General features: G+C 62.1%; 18 protein-coding genes. All 18 read left to right on the top strand.

The annotated features are described in order from the left end of the window. The first annotated feature begins 15 nt into the window (after nucleotides 1–15). The 18 genes from WFR25_RS17195 (at nucleotide 16) to WFR25_RS17110 (ending at nucleotide 18,035) form a co-directional block, all read left to right on the top strand. Nucleotides 16–831: an ABC transporter permease gene (locus tag WFR25_RS17195; protein ID WP_336972547.1), complete on the top strand. Its 816-nt coding sequence runs from the start codon at nucleotides 16–18 to the stop codon at nucleotides 829–831. Beyond that, nucleotides 828–1,610, top strand: a complete 783-nt coding sequence (locus WFR25_RS17190; protein ID WP_336972545.1) for an ATP-binding cassette domain-containing protein — start codon at nucleotides 828–830, stop codon at nucleotides 1,608–1,610. The genes WFR25_RS17195 and WFR25_RS17190 overlap by 4 nt, the downstream gene beginning before the upstream one ends. 12 nt (nucleotides 1,611–1,622) lie before the next feature. Beyond that, entirely contained in the window at nucleotides 1,623–2,132 is a 510-nt protein-coding gene (locus WFR25_RS17185; protein ID WP_336972543.1) for a CopG family ribbon-helix-helix protein, read from the top strand. Beyond that, nucleotides 2,129–2,953: an urea amidolyase associated protein UAAP1 gene (locus tag WFR25_RS17180; protein ID WP_336972541.1), complete on the top strand. Its 825-nt coding sequence runs from the start codon at nucleotides 2,129–2,131 to the stop codon at nucleotides 2,951–2,953. The genes WFR25_RS17185 and WFR25_RS17180 overlap by 4 nt, the downstream gene beginning before the upstream one ends. A 16-nt stretch (nucleotides 2,954–2,969) precedes the next feature. Then, complete coding sequence (locus tag WFR25_RS17175; protein ID WP_336972540.1) at nucleotides 2,970–3,605, top strand: urea amidolyase associated protein UAAP2; 636 nt, start codon at nucleotides 2,970–2,972, stop codon at nucleotides 3,603–3,605. Then, on the top strand, nucleotides 3,602–7,189 hold the full coding sequence (gene uca, locus WFR25_RS17170; protein ID WP_336972539.1) for an urea carboxylase: 3,588 nt from the start codon (nucleotides 3,602–3,604) through the stop codon (nucleotides 7,187–7,189). The genes WFR25_RS17175 and uca overlap by 4 nt, the downstream gene beginning before the upstream one ends. Continuing rightward, nucleotides 7,186–8,964 (top strand): allophanate hydrolase, encoded by a 1,779-nt coding sequence (gene atzF, locus WFR25_RS17165; RefSeq protein ID WP_336972537.1) that lies wholly within the window; start codon nucleotides 7,186–7,188, stop codon nucleotides 8,962–8,964. Before uca ends, atzF begins: the two co-directional genes overlap by 4 nt. A 218-nt stretch (nucleotides 8,965–9,182) precedes the next feature. Then, on the top strand, nucleotides 9,183–10,181 hold the full coding sequence (locus tag WFR25_RS17160; RefSeq protein ID WP_336972536.1) for a sterol desaturase family protein: 999 nt from the start codon (nucleotides 9,183–9,185) through the stop codon (nucleotides 10,179–10,181). A gap of 120 nt (nucleotides 10,182–10,301) precedes the next feature. Continuing rightward, entirely contained in the window at nucleotides 10,302–10,910 is a 609-nt protein-coding gene (locus WFR25_RS17155) for a hypothetical protein (protein ID WP_336972533.1), read from the top strand. Nucleotides 10,911–11,493: 583 nt separating this feature from the next. Beyond that, the gene (locus tag WFR25_RS17150) at nucleotides 11,494–12,399 is read left to right on the top strand and encodes a hypothetical protein (RefSeq protein ID WP_336972531.1); all 906 of its coding nucleotides are present in this window, start codon (nucleotides 11,494–11,496) and stop codon (nucleotides 12,397–12,399) included. Next, on the top strand, nucleotides 12,396–13,055 hold the full coding sequence (locus WFR25_RS17145; RefSeq protein WP_336972530.1) for a hypothetical protein: 660 nt from the start codon (nucleotides 12,396–12,398) through the stop codon (nucleotides 13,053–13,055). The genes WFR25_RS17150 and WFR25_RS17145 overlap by 4 nt, the downstream gene beginning before the upstream one ends. An 83-nt stretch (nucleotides 13,056–13,138) precedes the next feature. Next, the gene (locus tag WFR25_RS17140) at nucleotides 13,139–13,600 is read left to right on the top strand and encodes a hypothetical protein (protein ID WP_336972528.1); all 462 of its coding nucleotides are present in this window, start codon (nucleotides 13,139–13,141) and stop codon (nucleotides 13,598–13,600) included. 31 nt (nucleotides 13,601–13,631) lie between these two features. Next, entirely contained in the window at nucleotides 13,632–14,615 is a 984-nt protein-coding gene (locus WFR25_RS17135) for a ParB/Srx family N-terminal domain-containing protein (RefSeq protein WP_336974941.1), read from the top strand. Nucleotides 14,616–14,723: 108 nt separating this feature from the next. Continuing rightward, nucleotides 14,724–15,983 (top strand): IS21 family transposase, encoded by a 1,260-nt coding sequence (gene istA / locus WFR25_RS17130; RefSeq protein WP_336971437.1) that lies wholly within the window; start codon nucleotides 14,724–14,726, stop codon nucleotides 15,981–15,983. After that, nucleotides 15,980–16,840: an IS21-like element helper ATPase IstB gene (istB, locus tag WFR25_RS17125; RefSeq protein ID WP_336971434.1), complete on the top strand. Its 861-nt coding sequence runs from the start codon at nucleotides 15,980–15,982 to the stop codon at nucleotides 16,838–16,840. Before istA ends, istB begins: the two co-directional genes overlap by 4 nt. Before the next feature lie 79 nt (nucleotides 16,841–16,919). Next, complete coding sequence (locus WFR25_RS17120; RefSeq protein ID WP_336972527.1) at nucleotides 16,920–17,351, top strand: DNA-methyltransferase; 432 nt, start codon at nucleotides 16,920–16,922, stop codon at nucleotides 17,349–17,351. Next, the gene (locus WFR25_RS17115; RefSeq protein ID WP_336972526.1) at nucleotides 17,348–17,737 is read left to right on the top strand and encodes a DUF5681 domain-containing protein; all 390 of its coding nucleotides are present in this window, start codon (nucleotides 17,348–17,350) and stop codon (nucleotides 17,735–17,737) included. Before WFR25_RS17120 ends, WFR25_RS17115 begins: the two co-directional genes overlap by 4 nt. Then, nucleotides 17,727–18,035 carry a hypothetical protein gene (locus WFR25_RS17110; RefSeq protein WP_336972524.1) on the top strand — a complete coding sequence of 103 codons (309 nt, stop codon included), beginning with the start codon at nucleotides 17,727–17,729 and terminating at the stop codon, nucleotides 18,033–18,035. The genes WFR25_RS17115 and WFR25_RS17110 overlap by 11 nt, the downstream gene beginning before the upstream one ends. The last annotated feature ends 278 nt before the right edge of the window (nucleotides 18,036–18,313 follow it).

Below are 18,313 nucleotides of genomic sequence, written 5' to 3'. Positions count from 1 at the left end.
CGGGGCCATCGCGTCATGCGCTGGGTGAACCGCCGCATCGGACGGGGCAGCAGCGTCCTGCTGGGCGCGATCCCGATCCTGCTGTTGGTGCTGGTCTATCTCTTGATAGCGGCCAGCCGCCATGCGGCCAACCCCAGCGACAAGATAATGCCCCTGCCCGGCGACATGGCCGATGCGATGTCGGCGCTGTTGTTCCAGCCGGACCAGCTTTCTGGCCAGCTGATCTTCTGGGCCGACACGGTCGCCAGTCTGCAGCGACTGGGCACAGGCCTTTGTCTATCCGCCCTTTCAGCGCTGCTGGTGGGATTGCTACTGGGCGTCCTTCCGCCGGTACGGGCCACCTTTGGCCCCTTGGTCACGGGAATTGCGGTCATCCCCCCCGTCGCGCTGCTGCCGATATTGTTCATCGCCTTCGGCCTTGGCGAAACATCGAAGGTGGCGTTGATCTTCATCGGCATAGCGCCGTTCATGATCAGGGACGTTGCGGCCCACATTATCGCGCTCCCGCGGGAACAGATCGTCAAGGCCCAGACATTGGGGGCCAGTAGTTGGCAAGTGATGCTGCGCGTTGCGCTGCCGCAGGCAATGCCGCGCCTGATCCAGGCGGTGCGCCTGTCGCTCGGCCCGGCCTGGGTCTTCCTGATCTCGGCGGAGGCGATCGCGTCCGACATCGGCCTGGGCTATCGCATCTTCCTTGTCCGCCGCTACCTGTCGATGGATATCATCCTGCCCTATGTCGCCTGGATCGCGCTGCTGGCGATCGTGATGGATATGATCCTGATGTGGTTCAGCCGTCGCTTCTTTCCCTGGGCACATGGGGCAAGCCATTGAGCGCGCTGCTGAGCCTTCGCAACCTGTGGGTCGAATATGGCGACAAGGTCGTGCTGGAGCGGGTAAATCTGGACATCGAGGCTGGCTCCTTCGTCTCGATCATCGGGCCATCCGGCGCCGGCAAGAGCAGCCTGTTGCGGGTCGTGCTGGGCCAGGAAGTTCCGACGCGTGGTTCGATCCTGCTCGACGGCACGCCCCTTACACCTGAATGCGGGCCGGATCGCGGCGTCGTGTTCCAGCGCTATTCGGTGTTCCCACATCTGTCGGTCCTGCGGAACACCGTTTTCGGTCTGGAATGTGCGCAGGCCCCCATTGCAGCGCGGCTGTTCGGCGCCCGCCGCCGCGCGGCCATCGCGGAGGCGGAAGAGATGCTGGGCGCAGTGGGCCTTGGCGACAGCCTCCACCTCTATCCCGCGCAGATGTCAGGCGGCATGCAGCAGCGGCTCGCCATCGCACAGGCCCTGATCAAGCGGCCCCGTATCCTGCTTCTCGACGAACCTTTCGGCGCGCTTGATCCTGGAATAAAGGCGGATATGCACGCCCTCATAACCCGATTATGGCGCGACTATTCACTAACTGTCATCATGGTTACACATGATATCAGGGAAGCCTTTTCCCTGGGCACCCGCGTCCTGACCCTGGACAAGCGCCGCCGCGATCCGCACGCACCTCACCGTTTTGGCGCCACGGCGGTCTATGATTTGCCTCTTATCAAAAAGACTCAGCCCCCGCACGTGATCGATGAGAGTATTAAACTTGACGACATTGGTAATAATTGAGAAGGCTACGGCATGAGCACCGAACCCACTAGCCTTGCCCGGCTCAGCATGAGCCTTCCGGCAGAACTTTTCCGCCAGCTGGACATAATGGTCGAAGAACGCGGCCTGCCTTCCCGATCTCAGCTCATCGCGGAGCTGATCCGCCATGCGCTGGCCGAACATGAGGCGCTAACCCGTCCCGAGAACATGCTCGCGGGGACGGTCACGATCGTTTATCGGGGCGACCGGGGCCGCGTGCGGCAGCAGCTCGCCCAGACCCAGGCGGATTATCTGAAGGAAGTCATTTCTTCGCAGCACGTCTTTCTGGAGGATGACCAGTCGCTCGAAGTGCTGCTGGTGCAAGGGCCGGCCATGCGGTTGAAGGAAATGTGCGATGCGTTGCGCGGCATCCGCGGCGTGCATCAACTGCAACTGGTGACGACAACTGCCTTGCTTCCACCACTCCATGAGCAGGATGGCCTGGGAAAAAATCCGGCCGCAACCTCCAGTAAGAAACAAGTAAGCAAGGACATCGCAGCATGACGGGATCGCTTGCCGATCCTATGGCCGCGCGCGACCATGCCCGCGCGATGGCGGGAACGGTTGTGGAGGCGATGCCGCTCTTGCCGCCGGTCGCCGATGACCTCCCGGCTGGCATGTCCGCCGAAGATCTGCTGTGGGAGGAAACGATTGCGGCGGGCGGCTATGCGACCCGCAGGCTTGCCCGCGGGTCCCGTCTTCGCCTTGTCGATCTGCAGGGCGACGCCTGCGCGTCGGTGCTGATCTTCAATGCCGAGATGCCGACCGAGCGGCTCAACGTTGCCGACACGGTGAAGATACAATGGAATGCCTATCTGGGTGCAGGCAAGCTGCTTTTATCCGATATGGGGCGCGTGCTCATGAGCATCCTGGAGGATGAAGCGAGTACACATGACGCATTTTGCGGCGCCTCCAATGCGGCGACAAACTATGCGAAATATGGAGAAGGTCGCAATAGCGGCGCCTTTCCCAACGGACGCGACCGCCTCCTACTGGGATCGGCGAAGCATGGGCTGCAGCGGCGGGATGTCCATCCTTGCGTGAACCTGTTCAAGGGTGCGCGGATCGAGGCGGACGGGACCATCACGCCACTCATGGGCCCCTATGCCCCTGGGCGAGCCATGATCCTGCGGGCGGAGATCGACGTCATCGTCGTGCTGGCCAATTGCCCGCATGTTCTGGATCCGCGCGACGAATGGACGGTCACGCCGCTTCGCGTTTCGGCGTGGCGTGGAGCCGTCACCCCCGCCGACGATCCCGTCCGCACCGCAACGCCGGAGGGACTTCGCGCCTTCCTGAATGTCGAAGACTATTTCCGTCGCTAGCGAGAAAGAGGCCGAAGTGACCATCGACCCGCATATCCTGGGCCTTTCCGGCACAGTCGTTCATGATGAGATCGTGCCTGCGCGGGCGCCCTGGCTGCACCATGTCGCCGCGGGCCAGACGCTTCGCATTGTCGATCTTGACGGCAATCAGGCCGTCGATTTTCTTCTCTATGCCGCCGCCGACGACGCGGAACGGTACAGCGCACAGGACACGGTTGCCGCACAGCAAAACCTGTTCCTGCGCGCCGGTACTCAATTGCGGTCGAATGAGGGTCGCGTGATGATGACGATCGCTGCAACGTCGGTCGCCTATCATGACACTATCGGCGGCGCCTGCTCCTGCGAATCCAACACGCTGCGCTATGGCCACCACACCAAGTCGCAGCATGCCTGTGTCGAGAATTTCCTTGAGGCCAATCTCACCGAAGGCCGGGGCAAGCGCGACATCGTCTCCAACATCAACTTCTTCATGAACGTCCCCGTCGAGGAAGACGGTGCGCTTGGCATCGTCGACGGCATTTCAGCGCCTGGCCTGACGGTTGATCTGCGCGCGGAAATGGATGTCATCGTCGTCGTGTCAAACTGTCCGCAGATCAACAATCCCTGCAATGGCTTCAATCCCACGCCAGTACGGATGATCATCACCGCATGAGCTTCGACACGGTCCTGATCGCGAATCGGGGGGCGATCGCCACCCGGATTATCCGGACGTTGCGCCATATGGGCCTGCGCTCTGTCGCGGTCTATTCCGAAGCGGACGTCGACTCGCTCCATGTTTCGCAGGCGGACGTCGCCATCTGCATCGGCCCCGCCCCGGCATCGGAGAGCTATCTCGACACCGCTGCGATCCTGAAGGCCGCGCGCGAGACCGGCGCCGGCGCGATCCATCCGGGCTATGGTTTCCTGGCCGAGAATGCGGAGTTCGCGGAGGCGTGCGCCGCTGCCGGTATCGTGTTCATCGGCCCAACACCGGCGAATATCCGCACATTCGGTTTGAAACACAGTGCCCGAGCGCTGGCGGCCGAGCATGGCGTCCCGCTCGCGCCCGGAACCGGGCTGCTGACGGATGAGGAAGAGGCCGCAAGCGCCGCGCGGGAGATCGGCTACCCAGTCATATTGAAGGCAACAGCCGGCGGCGGCGGCATTGGCATGCGCATCTGCGAGGATGAAGCCGCCGTGCGGCAGGGCTTTGCGGGCGTCGCGCGCCTGGGCGAAGGCAATTTCGGTGATGCCGGCGTGTTCCTCGAACGCTATGTCGGCCGCGCCCGCCACATCGAGGTGCAGATTTTCGGTGACGGCGCCGGCCGCGTCATGCCCCTTGGCGAGCGCGATTGCTCGCTTCAGCGTCGGAACCAGAAGGTCGTGGAGGAAGCCCCCGCGCCGCTCCTGCCCGCCACCATAAGGAGCGCACTCATCGCCGCCGCCGTCCGTCTTGGCGAAGCGGCCGGTTATCGCTCCGCCGGCACGGTGGAATTTCTGTTCGACGCGGAGCGGCAGCAATTCTTCTTCCTGGAAATGAATACCCGGCTCCAGGTCGAACATGGCGTCACCGAAGAGGTGATGGGCATCGATCTCGTCGAATGGATGATTCGTGGGGCAGGAGGGGATTTCGCTTTCCTGGACGCCGAGCCGCCGACACCGCGCGGCCATGCCGTGCAAGTACGCCTCTACGCCGAGGATCCCGCCCTCGATTATCGCCCGACATCGGGCACGCTGACAGCCGTGCGCTTCCCGCCGGACATTCGCGCCGAGACCTGGGTCATGGCGGGCAGCACGGTCAGCGCCTGGTACGACCCAATGCTCGCCAAGCTGATCGTGCATGCAGTCACGCGAGAGGCGGCCATCTCAGCCATGCAGGCCGCGCTCGACCAAAGCCAGGTCGACGGCATCGAGACCAATCTTCGCTGGCTGCGCGAGGTCGTCCGAGCCAAGGCGTTCTGCGAGGGAGAGGTTTCGACCCGGCTGCTCGACACGATCGCCTACAACCCACGCAGCATTCGCGTGGTGAGCGGCGGCACCGCAACCACTGTACAGGATTGGCCGGGCCGGCAGGGTCTGTGGGCTATCGGCGTGCCACCGTCCGGCCCGATGGACGATCGGTCCTTTCGCATCGGGAACCGGCTGCTTGGCAATGCCGAGGGCACGGCAGGACTCGAAATGACGGTCAGCGGGCCGACCCTGTTCTTCAACTCCCCCGCACGCCTGTGCCTGACCGGCGCTGATTTCGGGGCCCGGCTGGACGGGACACCGGTTGAACGTGGCACAGCCATCGAGGTGAAGGCAGGGCAGACGCTCGCTCTGGGCCGCGCGTCCGGCGGCGGCATTCGGGGTTATATCCTCTTTGCCGGTGGTCTCGACATCGCACCCTATCTCGACAGCCGCAGCACCTTCGAACTCGGCCAGTTCGGTGGCCATGCGGCGCGGCGGCTGCTCGCGGGTGATACGCTGCATCTGGGTATGGCGGAGGTCGGCACCCCTGCGCCCCCCATGCCAACGCCGGAATTCGCGGAGACGTGGACGCTGCGCGTTCTCTATGGTCCTCATGGCGCACCGGACTTCTTCACGGACGACGACATCGCCACGATCGTCACCGCTGATTGGCAGGTGCACTATAACAGCAACCGCACCGGCGTTCGCCTGGTCGGGCCCAAGCCCCAATGGGCGCGGACGGACGGCGGCGAGGCGGGGCTGCACCCTTCCAACATTCATGACAATCCCTATGCCATAGGCGCCGTCGACTTTACCGGCGACATGCCGATCATTCTGGGGCCTGACGGCCCCTCGCTGGGCGGGTTCGTATGCCCGTTCGTCGTGATCGCGGCGGATCGCTGGAAGATCGGGCAACTCGCGCCAGGCGACTGCCTCCGGTTCGTGCCGATCGCGCCGCAAGACGCTGCAACGGCGGATCGCGCCGCCTTGACGCTTGTTGCGGAAGGGCCGGCGCGCGACATTGCCACCCTTTCGCCAATCCTTGCCGACATTCCGGCGTCGGGAGGGCGCCCGCGCTCGGTCTACCGGCAGCAGGGCGACCGCAACATATTGGTCGAATATGGCCCCATCGTGCTGGACATAGAATTGCGCATTCGCGTCCACGCGCTCATGATCGAACTTGTGCGCCAGGCTCTGCCGGGCGTCATCGACATCGTGCCTGGCATCCGTTCGCTGCAACTGCATTTTGACGGCACCGTGCTCGACCAGTCCGGCGCGCTGACCGCTCTGATGGCGGCCGAAGATCGGCTGGGTGATCTTGAGGATTTCTCGGTCCCGTCCCGCATCGTGCATCTGCCGCTCAGCTGGCGCGACCCGGCCACGATCGAGACGATCGAGAAATATATGGGCGCCGTCCGCGACGACGCGCCCTGGTGCCCCGACAATATCGAGTTCATCCGGCGTATCAACGGCCTGCCCGATGCCGATGCGGTCGAAAGCCTCATCTTTGACGCCAGCTATCTGGTTTTGGGGCTGGGCGACGTCTATCTCGGCGCGCCGGTGGCAACGCCGGTCGATCCCCGGCATCGGCTCGTCACCACCAAATATAACCCGGCCCGCACCTGGACGCCGCCCAATGTCGTGGGCATCGGTGGCGCCTATATGTGCATCTACGGAATGGAGGGGCCGGGCGGCTACCAGCTTTTCGGCCGCACCATCCAGGTCTGGAACACGCATCGCCAGACCGACGCCTTCATAGAGGGCAAACCCTGGCTGTTGCGCTTCTTCGACCAGATCCGCTTCTTCAAGGTCAGTGCCGAGGAATTGACCGAGTGGCGCCGGGACTTCCCTACCGGCCGCCGATCCATCCAAGTCGAGCAGTCCGAATTCCGTCTGGCCGACTATCGCGCTTTTCTCGCGGGGAATGCCGGGTCGATCGCGACCTTCGAAGCGCAACGTCAGGCCGCTTTCGATGAAGAGCGCGCGCAATGGCAGCGCAGTGGCGAATTCGACCGGGTCACCGATCTGACGGACGGGACCGAAGGCGACGCTCTCGCCACCGCCGCCATCGAGGTGCCCGCGGGCGCGGATCTGATCGAGGCACCCTTTGGAGGCAGCGTCTGGAAGCTGCTGGTGGCGCCGGGCGACACAGTCAAAGCAGGAGACATCATAGCGGTGATCGAAGCCATGAAGATGGAATGTCCGTTGGAAAGTCCGGGGAGTGGCACGATTGCCGCTCTCTACATGCAGGAACGCCAATCCTTGCAGCCCGGAACGCCGCTGCTTGCGCTGAGGCGGCATCCGTGACCACGCCGCAAACCGCTCTCGACCGGCGCGGAGTGACCTCAATCGCCGATGCCGTGAACGGCGGAACATCAACGGCTCTGGCGCAAGCAGAGGAGACGCTGCTCCGCCTCGCTGCCTATGACGCGGTTCAGCCGCAAATATGGATCAGCCGGATCGCACCAGACGAGCTGCGCGCCGCCGCCCGGGCCGTCGATGCGCGGATCGCAGCCGGAGAACGGTTAGCGCTGGCGGGCGTCCCCTTCGCAGTGAAGGACAATATCGACGTCGCGGGTTTCGAGACGACGGCGGCCTGTCCCGCCTTCGCCTATCGACCCGCCGCATCAGCCGGCGTCGTCGAGCGGCTGATTGCCGCCGGCGCGATCTGCATTGGCAAGACCAATCTCGATCAGTTCGCGACCGGCCTGGTCGGAACACGCAGTCCCTATGGCGTTCCTCGCAACGCCTATAATCTGGCTTATGTCAGCGGCGGCTCCAGCTCCGGCTCTTCCATCGCCGTGGCCGCGGGCCTGGTCGGCTTTGCGCTGGGCACCGACACGGCGGGTTCGGGCCGCGTGCCCGCCGCGTTCAATCACCTGATCGGATTCAAGCCCAGCAAAGGCCGATGGAGTACGCGCGGCCTAGTCCCTGCTTGCCGCACGCTCGACTGCATCACCGTGTTCACGACCGAAGTCCCGGACGCACGGCGCATCGACGACGTCGTTGCAGGCTTCGATCCCGCCGATCCCTACTCAAAGCCGCAGGCAGACCGCTCTGTTCAAGCCAACCGGATCGGTGTGCCCCGCCGCGACCAACGTGCGTGGTTCGGCGACAGCGAATCCGAATATCTCTATGACCGCGCACTCGGCACGCTGGCCGGGACAGCGCAGATCGTGGAGGTCGATATGGCCCCGCTGCTGGAGGCAGCACGCCTCCTCTATGGCGGCCCATGGGTCGCGGAACGGACCGCTGCCATCGCCGAGCTGCTGGCGAACAATCCCGATGCCATCGACGAAACCGTGCGTAGCGTCGTGGCGCCGGGCGCGGACATCAGCGCGATCGAACTGTTCAACGGCATGTATCGTCTTGCCGAACTCCAGCGCGGTGCGGATGGTTTATGGGACGCGATCGACCTGCTCGCCTTTCCGACCACCGGCACCACCTATCGCGTGGCGGAATTGCTGGCAGCGCCGATCGCACTGAACAGCAATCTTGGTCTCTACACCAATTTCGTGAACCTGCTCGACATGGCGGCGGTGGCCGTCCCTGCGGGCGCAAGATCGAATGGCACGGGTTTCGGCATCACGCTGATCGGTCCCGCCGATGGCGACCAGGGACTGCTTGCCATGGCGGGCGATTATCTCACGGCGGCCGACCTCCCTTGCCCGCCATCACTCGATATGGAGGGAAAAATGCAAAGCGTGAAACTGGCCGTCGTCGGTGCCCATCTTGAGGGAATGCCGCTGCATTGGCAGCTGACCTCAAGGAACGCGACCTTCCTGGGCGCATTCGAGACCGCCCCGACTTATCGTCTCTATGCGATGGCGAACAGCCTCCCGCCCAAGCCGGCGCTGGTGCACAGCGAGGACGGAGCAGCCATCGCCGTCGAGATCTACGAGCTCGACATCGCGGCGTTCGGCAGCTTCGTCGTGGAGGTTCCGGCTCCATTGGCGATTGGGACGGTGACGCTCAGTGACGGCACCAGCGTCAAGGGCTTCGTCGCCGAGCCTCGCGCTCTGACCGATGCGGAGGACATCACCCATCTTGGTGGTTGGCGCGCCTATATCCAGAGAAGTTGAGCGTCGTTCCCCGCAGGCAATGAAAGATAGAGGACACAGGTCGTGACCACGCGACCAATCACTTCGGGTTCTGAATTGGAATAGCAGACCAGCATTTTATCCCGAAGAGGCAAGGGCGACCTCATTATGCGTGTAGACACGGGGAATCATCGTGGTATTACGATTGCATAAGTTAGTAGTATTGGAGAGAGCAACCAAGCATTGCGAGGGCGTGCGATATGGATGGAGTTCGCGTAGGTAAAAGGATGATCGGAACACAGGCGCCGGTGACCGTGGGCTGGGAGAACATCCCCAGGGTGGAAGGTGGCCCCGTCAAGCAGTTCATCTTCACTTGGTTCCAACCGACGATGCTGTTCGCGCTGATCGCGTTCTGGTATTACGCGCCCAATTCCATCGCCAAGGCATCGACCGCCATCGGCATCGGCATCGGTTTCAAGGTGCTGCTGCTGGCGCTTGAATGGGTGAACCCGCGCTACGAAAGCTGGCGCCTGACCTGGAAGGAACTGGTCACCGACCTCTTCTATGTCGGGCTCGGCTATACGCTGCTCCGCATGGCCGACACCTACATCGGCGATGGAGCCATGATTGAAGCGGTCCAGCAGTCCTTTGATTGGGACAAGCTGGCATGGTTCATGGCCCTGCCGCTGCTGGTGCAGGCCTTGCTGATCTCGTTCATGTTCGATTTCGGGCAATATTGGATGCATCGCGGGATGCATAACTGGTATCCGCTCTGGCTGACCCACGCGCCGCATCACTACATAACCCAGTTGAACATCAACAAGGGCGCGGTCGGCAATCCCGTCGAACTGTTCCTGATCGGGCTCGGCATCGGAGGATTCTTCGATTTCCTGCCGCGCGCTGCCCTGCTCGCCGGCACGCTGGGCCTGGCGGTCGGCACCTATCAGCATATCAATGTCCGCTTCAACTCGCCGCGCTGGTGGCGCTTCCTGTTCAACACCACCGAGCATCACAGCCTGCACCATTCGCAGGACTATGAAGCCACCCGCAGCAATTATGCCAGCACCTGGGTCTTCATCGACCGGATGTTCGGCACCTGCGTGGATGGCGAGGCGGAACTGCTGGGCATGGAAGGCGGGCGCCGCATGTCGATCCGCGAGACGATGACCTATCCCTTCACCGAGGGCTGGAAGACGCTCAAGGAACGGTTCGGCAAGGAGCGATTCGACCGGCCGGGGACAGCGGTGCCGACCGAGTGATGGAGCTGCGCCGCCCGCACCACCTTCCTCACCCCATTCGGCATGCCCAGGTCAGGAGCGGCCCGGCATGAGCCTTGCTGACCAAGCCAGCATCGAAAGGCTTTCTCGAAAGGAGATCATGTGAACCGGCATCTCATCGACTGGATCTGGCACATCAGGGGCAGCTTAACGCTTGCTCCCGAGCAATCGAGCGATGAGGCCTTTGACAGGCTCGCCCCCCTGTTCCGTCAGACCGGCACCAGCCACGAACGGACAGACGACACGCTGATTTTCCGCAAGAAGAACCAGGCGGCCCAGGACAAGATGTCTGTTTTCGATGGTGGCGTCCTGCAGATTGCAAAAGGCATGCCTGCGCCTGTGCTGCACTATCATCTGACCAGCCGCGCATTGCTTTTCTGCTTTGTGTTGCCGCTGCTGTTTCTGGGCTTCGCTCAGCTTACCATAGCGGTGGGCAATCTCGAAAAACCGTCGACCGAAGCCGTGGATAAGTCTAAAAAGTCCACGAAGAAGGATGCGGCGCTGCCGCAAAACCCGATAGACAAGGCCCTGGGCGCCCCCGCACCCGAAAAGCCAAAAAAAGACGGCGCGGATAAGGACAAAGATAAGAAGCCCTCGCCCACGCCCGCCTATGTCTTTGCGGCGATCTTCGCCACTCTCTATGTCGTCGGGCGAATCCTCGAAGATCGGCTGGTCAAGGCGCTGTTTAGAAAGCGCTTGCTGGACTCATAAGGTGCTCTCAGACTAAGGCGAACCGCTCTCCACACAATGCAATGCGGTCTTTGAGCACAGCGGCCTACCGATGTCCGCTTCGTTCGGTTTGCGATCCGGAAGCGGACGGTCGCGAATGTCCCAAACTATACCGAAAACTGGCGCGCCCAATGATACCCACAGGACATTCCACCTCTTTCGATGATTTAGCGGTCATGCCTTTGGGAGCGATGTAGTGCCCTTGCACCATCAATAAATGGCGTCGTGTCCGTCGTCGCCCCCTGCCTGTATCCCAGAACTATGGCGTCGCCCCGCACATTCCACTTGCCTGCGCGGTCAAGTCGAGCAATGTGGCGTGGCTTCCCGTGAAAACCGGGAGGTGGGGCCTAGTAACCCCTCAAGCAGAGCAAACTCGGTCCTCAATTCGAAGGCCGGGTGGCATGCGCGCATGTCCAGCCGGCAACGGTAAAGGCGCATGCGCTCTGTGCTTTGCCAGGGTTTACTAGCATCCGGCTTCAGGCCGTCGCCCCGAGAGGAGATAGGAGCGACGAATGAGGCCAGCGTCTGACGCGCCGCTCTCTTACACAGGAGCGCGCTTGCGTTGATGACAATGCACACCCCGATTGCCAGCCCCAACAGCCGTCTGGCCCGCCATTCCATGCTGATCGAGAAAACCCTCGAATATCATCTCAGCGGCGCGATTACCGGCGAACTGCTGCGACGGAATCAGCCATGGGAACTGCTGCGCACCGATTGCGATCGCGACGGCTACGATCTGGTGATCGAGGCGGGTGGGGTCACGCGCCATATTCAGCTCAAGGCGCAGGTACAGGGTGGCGCCAGCCGGGAGATCACCGCCCATGTCAATCTGGCGAACAAGCCCTCGGCCTGCATCATCTGGATGACCTACGATCCCGCCACGCTTCGTCCGGTCAGCTACCGCTTCTTCGGAGGCACGCCGGCATCGCCCATTCCTGCGCTTGGTAACAAGCCTGCCAGACACAGCCGGGGCAACAAGGACGGCCTGAAGGGCGAGCGCCCGCTTCACCGCGTCATTCCCGTCCAGCGCTTTGAGCCTGTAATCGAGGTGGCGGATCTGGTCGATCGGCTTTTCGGTGCCGCGCCCGATCCTGAATGGGAGCGTCTCATTGCGATGATGGCATCCGCGAATGAAACAGCGTTCGAGCCATGGCTCGCTGAAGTTCGGAGTGGTAACTTTGCCGCGATCCCCCAAGAGATCGACTGGGACCATTCCGCAGCGCTGGCTGATCTCATAGACGGCTATGCCCTCGCGAATGACCTGGGTTTTACCGATACGAGCGAATTTCTGCTTGAGCGGCATGCAGCTGCAACAGCATCCGGTTTCTGGCCAGGCCAATCCCATGAGCTTTGGCTAACCCTGTTTCTCGAACACCGCCGCCAGCGGTTTGCGGGGCGCGAGCCGGACACGACACAACGGATTCTGCTCGACCGGCTTGTCCAGCAGCTTCGGGAAGGATTGGTTCGATGATCCGGACAGCGTGGAGCACCGCCTGCCTCCTGACCCTCACCATCCCGGCCAGCCATGTCTGCGCGAAGGCGAAGCAGCCCCGCACCTGGCAGGCCACCCGCGCGGCGGATCCGATTACCGGCGCAACAAGCTGCGTGGTATCGGCGCTCGATTATGTGGGCAGCACTCGCTATTCCCGCACCGGCTACCTCTATCCCATCATCGAGATGAACAGCGCGCAGGGCCTTCTGATCGGGGTCAGCAGCGGTGGCCGATTCCGCCTTCCTACCGGAACCATTGTCTGGCGGGTCGACGACCGGCCCTTCCGCGAACTTAAGGCTGAGGATAATCCGGCGGGTACAGGCGGTACCGCCATACCACCGGGCAGCAATGATGCGGTCACAAAGGCTCTGGCGGACACGACTGCCCTGACCAGTCGCCTGATCCTTGCAGCGACCGCAACCAGTACGCTGGCAAGTGGTGACAAGGCGCGCGAGATGCTGGCCGAACTGAAATCGGGAAAAGGCCTCATATATCGGGCGTCCGCTGCAGCAGCGTCCTACGGACTGCCAGACAGCAACATTTATCGGGTGGGCCAGTATGGGAAGGACGGGCTTGCACCAATACCGATCGATGCATCCCTGCTGGCCGCACTGGCAGTCTGCGGCATGGAGTGATCTTGTGCTAACGACGAGTGAGTAGCTGTTGACCATATGCTATATATAGCATAGGAACGTCTCCATCAAATCGGGGAGGCGTGATGACGAACGAGGAAATGGACCGGTTGACCGAGACTCTTGGCAGCAAGGCGGCCAAGGTGCGGGCTCTCAATGCTGCAGGGGTCACCACCGGCGATATCGGGCGCTATCTCGATATCCGCTATCAGCATGTCTATAATGTGCTGTTGCGCGCAGGCGCGATCGAAAAGGCCGCTCCTGCTGAAAGGCCGCACCCGCTGCGGGATGCCGTTGGGGAGGTGATCGTCGCCCGTATCGGCGATGACGGCGGGATCGGGCTGCCGGACGAAATCATGGCGCGCTATGGCCTTGCCTCCGGCGAAACGGTGTTTTGCCAGGCCCTGCCCGAAGGCCTCTTCATTCTCAGCCGGGAAGCTGCTCTTCGGGAAATCACCGAAATGGCCCGCGAGAAGATGCCGGAACAGGCAGCGCTGATCGAGGCGCTGATCAATTCACAGTCTGCCGGAGCAATCCGCAAGCCCTGACGCCCCCCTTATCGGGAGATAACCAGTGAACATGGATAACATTAACCGGGGGGACGGCCTTATCCGTTCCCTCAAGGTGGAACTGCGCCCGCTGGCTGCGCTGAAACCCGCCGAGCGCAATGCCCGCAAGCACAGCGAGAAGCAGGTGGGCCAGATCGCATCGTCGATCCGCCAGTTCGGCTTCACCAATCCGATCCTCGTGGATGGTGAGGGTGTCATCGTGGCTGGCCATGGCCGACATGCGGCGGCCGTGCTGCTGGGTCTTGAGGATGTACCGGTCATTCCGATCTCCGATCTGACCGGTGCGGAACTGCGAGCCTATGCGCTGGCCGACAACAAGATCGCGCAAAATGCCGGCTGGGACAATGAGGTGCTGCGCCTCGAGTTCGAGGAGCTGCACGCGATCGAGCTTGCCTTCGATGTCGAGATTACCGGCTTTTCCACAACCGAGATCGACCTGCTGACCATGGCTGCGCCCGAGGAGGCAAAGCTTGAGAAACTGCCTCAGGTGGACAGGCGCGAGACCTGCGGGGTGGAGCGGGGTGATCTATGGGTGCTGGGCAATCACAGGCTGCTGTGCGGTGACACACGGGAACCAGCCAGCTTTGCTGCTTTGATGGGCGATGAACGCGCGCGGCTGGTATTCTCGGACCCGCCGTTCAACGTGAAGATCCAGGGTCATGTCGGTGGCCTTGGCAAGACGAAGCATGCCGAGTTCGCGATGGCGACCGGCGAGATGAGCACGAATGAATTTTCGGGCTTTCTGGAAACCGCGTTCCGCAACGCCGCTGACGTCAGCATCGACGGCGCCATCCACTATCAATGCATGGACTGGCGACACATCAACGAGATGATGAGGGCCGGAGAGGCAGTCTATTCGGAACTCAAGAACCTGTGCATCTGGTCCAAGGACAATGCCGGCATGGGCAGCTTCTATCGTTCGCAGCATGAACTGGTGTTCGTGTGGAAGGTGGGTGTCAGTGGGCGTGTAATTCTCCGCAATAGTGGGCTTTGAAAATTCCCTGGTTGGCTGACCCGCCGGCCCATTTTGCCGGGGCTAGCCCCGGCAAAATGGGCTTCGCCGACATCCATGCCATCTCCGCATTGCGGGGAGGCGGTGTCGATGGTCCGACTTGGAGAACTGATGATGATTCTGGAGCTGCACCGACAGGGTGTCCCGATCACCGCGATTGCGCGGCGGACGGGGCGTGACCCGAAGACCGTCCGCAAATATATCGAGCGCGGTATCGAGGCACCGGCCTATGGTCCGCGTAGCGTTGGGCGGCCGAGCAAGCTGGCACCGTATCTCGACTTCCTGCGCGAGCGGGTAACCGCATATCCCGAGCTCAGCGCCGCGCGACTGACCCGCGAGATCCGCGAACTCGGCTATGTCGGCGCCTATACCGCGGTGAAGCGTTACCTCGCCGCGATCCGGCCCGAGAATGGGCCCAGGCCCTACGAGGTGCGGTTTGAGACGCCGGCGGGCGTCCAGGCGCAAGTGGACTTTGCGCGGTTCGTGGTCGACTTCGCCGACGATCCCGGCACGACGCGGATCGTATGGCTGTTCAGCCTGGTGCTGGGACACTCGCGGTTCCTGTTCGCCCGCTATGTGCTGCATCAGGATCTGCAGACGCTGCTGCGGTGCCATATGCAGGCGTTCGACGCGCTCGGTGGGGTGCCGATCGAGATCCTGTACGACCGGATGAAGACCGCAGTAACCGGCGAAGACGATCAGGGGCATATCGTCTACAATCGCTCGCTGCTGGCGCTGGCGCGGCATTACCGCTTCCAGCCGCGCGCTTGTCGACCATACCGGGCCAAAACGAAGGGCAAGGTTGAGCGACCGTTCCGCTACATCCGCCAGGACTTCTTCGTCGGGCGCCGCTTCCGCAATCTGGAGGATCTGAACGCGCAGCTGATCGACTGGCTCGACACGGTCGCCAATGTGCGCGTCCATGGCACCACCCAGCAAGTGATCGCTGAGGCCTTTGCTGCCGAGCAGGGCGAGTTGCAGACCCTGCCTGAACATCGGTTCGACGCCGTGCTCAAGCTCGAGCGGCGGGTCAGCCATGACGGGTTCGTCGCGATCGGCGGCAACTATTACAGCGTACCTGACCGGACTAGGCGCGTGGTCGAGGTGCAACAACTGCCGGACATGATCCGGATCCTCGACCTCGGTACTGTCGTCGCCGAACATCCCGTTATCGAGGGCCGCAAGCAATACCGCATCGATCGCAGCCACCGCACTGGCGGCAGCGGCAGGCGCAAGACAATGAGCGCGGCCGGAATCACCATCGGACGGATCGGCGACCATGTGCCGACGAGGCCGCTGGACATTTATCAGGCGATCGGCGCCCAGCTCGCGATCGGAGGCCGGCCATGACGCTCACCAGCAGCGCATCGCGGGTCGATAATATCCGTCACAGCCTGGTCGGGTTGAAGATGCCGCGCGCACTCGAGATGCTCGATGCTACGCTACGGCGGATCGAGCGCGGCGAGATCGACGGCATCGAGGCGATCGACGATCTTCTCACCGAGGAACTGTCCCTGCGCGAGAACCGCCGAATCAAGGCGGCGCTGCGGATGGCGCGGTTGCCGATCCTCAAGACGCTGGCGGGCTTTGACTTCTCGTTCCAGCCGTCGCTCGATCGGGGCCGCGTCATGGCGCTCGCCGGGCTCGACTTCATCAACCGCGCCGAGGTCGTCCATCTGCTCGGCCCGCCCGGCACCGGCAAAAGCCATCTCGCCACCGCGCTCGCGGTCGAGGCGGTCCGCGCCGGCAAAAGTGTCTACTTCATCCCGCTCGCCGACTTGGTCGCGATCCTCGCCAAGGCCGAGCGCGAAGGCGTGCTGCGCGAGAAGATCCGGTTCCTGTGCCGCTCGTCGCTGCTTGTGGTCGACGAGATCGGTTACCTCCCGGTCACGCCGGGTGGCGGCAATCTGTTCTTCCAGCTGGTCAACGCGCGATATGAAAAAGGCGCGATGATCCTCACATCGAATCGCGGCTTTGCCGAATGGGGCGACGTGTTCGGCGATCCCGTCGTCGCCACCGCTCTGCTCGATCGGCTGCTCCACCATGCCGTCGTCGTCCAAATCGAAGGCTCCAGCTACCGCATGCGCCAGCATGCCGACCTTCTACCCGAGCACAGCAGATCAAGCTCTCCCATCAACCCGCCGCCAACGCCGAAACGGCGCGGGCGGCCACCATTAAAGGCGCCATCCGATCAAGCGTACGGCTGATCACCGACATCAATCCGCCCAGCCAAAGCAGGGAATTTTAGGCGCCCACTTTTAGGGAAACTTCGGTGCCCGTTGACAGGTGGGTACAGCGCCGCATCTCAATACGGTGGAGCTTGGCAGGAACGGCCGCTACCGGACCAACATATGGAACTATCGCGGTGCCACCAAGACCGGCGCCAATGCCGAGCTGGCCCTGCACCCAACGGTCAAGCCCGTACCGATGGTGATGGATGCGATCAAGGATACCTCGAAGCGTGGCGAGATCGTGCTCGACCCATTCGGGGGATCGGGCTCGACGCTGGTCGCGGCGGAAAAGACGAAGCGCCGTGCTCGGCTGATCGAGTATGAACCGGGCTATTGTGCTGTGACGATACGCCGCTGGCAGATGCTGACCCGTAAGGCAGCGGTTCTGGACGCGACCGGCGAAACCTTTGCCGAGGTCAAGGCACGGCGGATGGCAGCAATGGAGCGCATCGCCGATGCAGCGCTCGAACCGGATCCGCTGTCATGACCGACCGGGACAGGAGTGGCCGGTTCGGACCGGGCGTATCGGGCAACAAAAGGGGACGACCCAAGAAGGAAATTGTCCGTCGCGAGACGATGATAGACTTTGATCTGGCCATTCTTGACGTGGCCAACCGGCTGGTGCCTCTGGACTCGAGCGGCAGTCCAGACACGATGACCCTGTTCGATTATAATGCGCTCGCTCTCATGACGGGCAAGGCGGCCAACCGGCTTGCCGCGAAGGCATCCATTGAAATCGTCCTTGGAGCGGCGGCACGCTGTGACAATCGCCGGCGACATGAAATGAAGGAAGAGCACAGGGCCTATATCAATGAGCTCCGGCGCAAGGGAGAACTCAACCAGTATCTGGAAGAACATGGTCTTGAGCGCTGATACCAAAGGCCGCGAAACGGTGGGCGACCCGCATTCACGTGTCATGGACATGGCGAACGAGCGGATCTGGATTATCAGCCATATGGGCAAAAGGGAGAAGGTTACCCTGTTCGAGGCCCGGCTTATAGAGCTGACATCGGACAAATGCCGGCGCCTGCTTTGCCAGGATTTTATCGATCTGGTGCTCATGGCAGCGCGGAAAGGATCACGCGCCTTCAACGCCGATATCTCCGAAATCGATGTGACGGCACTTGAGACGGAGGTTATGCTGGAATACGGCGTAAAACGGGCGTTCTGACCGAGTATTACCCCCAAACGGCATTTTGAAGTGATCAGGCAGAGTTATGCCTGATCGCTTTGTTTTTTTCAGCAATTTATTACCTGTTCTGACCTGCTGCTGCATTTGGAAGAATGTCGTCGGATTTCAGAAATATTCCATAGATTACAGCTCGATGAAAGCCATTCTCTCCAAGATTTTATGCAGCGGGCATCAATAAATTTCTATATGACCGACCGCCCGAAGCGTAGTTCGCACATGGGTGCCGGAGAAACCAGGTCGAATGCTGACGCACACCC

It is taken from the genome of Sphingobium aromaticiconvertens (assembly GCF_037154075.1).
In the GTDB taxonomy this organism is placed as follows: domain Bacteria; phylum Pseudomonadota; class Alphaproteobacteria; order Sphingomonadales; family Sphingomonadaceae; genus Sphingobium; species Sphingobium aromaticiconvertens.
The sequence above is the reverse complement of the archived record's forward strand: the minus strand, read 5'-3'. Positions and strand labels throughout refer to the sequence as shown.